The organism is Nonomuraea lactucae (assembly GCF_003313395.1).
Lineage (GTDB): Bacteria > Actinomycetota > Actinomycetes > Streptosporangiales > Streptosporangiaceae > Nonomuraea > Nonomuraea lactucae.
The window spans coordinates 1-1,067 of the sequence record NZ_QNFZ01000426.1 but is presented as its reverse complement, the minus strand read 5'-3'; the positions used below and the strand labels follow the sequence as shown (position 1 = coordinate 1,067).

At 75.9% G+C, this 1,067-nt stretch carries 1 protein-coding gene; it reads right to left on the bottom strand.

Annotated features, from left to right (window positions below; genetic code table 11):
• The coding region (locus DQW85_RS22375) for an acyltransferase domain-containing protein (protein WP_113702151.1) at nucleotides 1-1,067 on the bottom strand (1,067 nt) is incomplete at both ends.

The window sequence follows — 1,067 nt, the reverse complement described above, 5'->3', positions numbered from 1 at the left end:
GGCCGGGCAGGCTGGGCAGCGGCGCCGGGCCGGTGCGGGGCAGCTGCGTGCGGGCCAGGCCCGTGAGCTGGCGGCCGGGGCCGCACTCGACGAAGCGCCACTCCCCCTCGGCGACGAGGGTGGCCACGCAGTCGCCGAAGCGGACCGTCTCGCGCAGGTGCCTGGTCCAGTACGCCGGGTCGGCCGCCTGTTCGGCGGTGATCCACGTGCCGGTGACGTTCGACAGGAACGGCAGGGCGGGCGCGCTGCGGGCGGCCCGGGCGACGGTGTCGTGGAACTCGCCCAGGACGGGATCCATCATCGCCGAGTGGAAGGCGTGCGAGGTGCGCAGCCGGGTGTGCTGGACGCCCGAGTCCTTCAGCAGGGCGGCGAACTCCTCCACCGGCCCTGAGGGGCCGGCCACCACGCACGTGCCGGGGCCGTTGACGGTGGCGATCGACAGGCCGTCGGGCAGCTGGGCGCGCACCTCGTCCTGGTCCTGGCGCACGGCCAGCATCGAGCCGGGCGGCACCGACTGCATGAGTCTGCCGCGGGCGGCGACCAGCCGCAGCGCGTCCGGCAGGCCGAACACGCCCGCGACGGTGGCGGCCACGTACTCGCCGATGCTGTGGCCGATCATGGCGGCCGGTTCGACGCCCCACGAGCGCCACAGCCGGGCCAGCGCCCACTCCACGGTGAACAGAGCCGGCTGGGTGAGCGCCGTCTGGCGCAGCCGCTCGTCGGCGTCGTGCCGTCCGGCGTCGTCCGGGAACATCAGCGTGCGCAGGTCCAGGCCCGCCAGCTCGTCGCGCAGCAGTTCGGCGCACTCGTCCACCGCGGTGGCGAAGACCGGTTCGGTGCGGTAGAGGCCGGCGCCCATGCCGGCGTACTGGGCGCCCTGCCCGGAGAACAGCCACGCCACGCGGGGGGCCGCGCCGGCCTTGCCGGTGATGAGGCGCTGCCGGTCGGACAGGGCTGTGACCGCGTCGGCGGCGTCGCGGGCCACCACGGCGGCGCGGTGGTTGTGCGGGCGTCGGCCGGCGCGCAGGGTGTGGGCGACGTCGGCGAGGTCGATCTCGCGGTCGGTG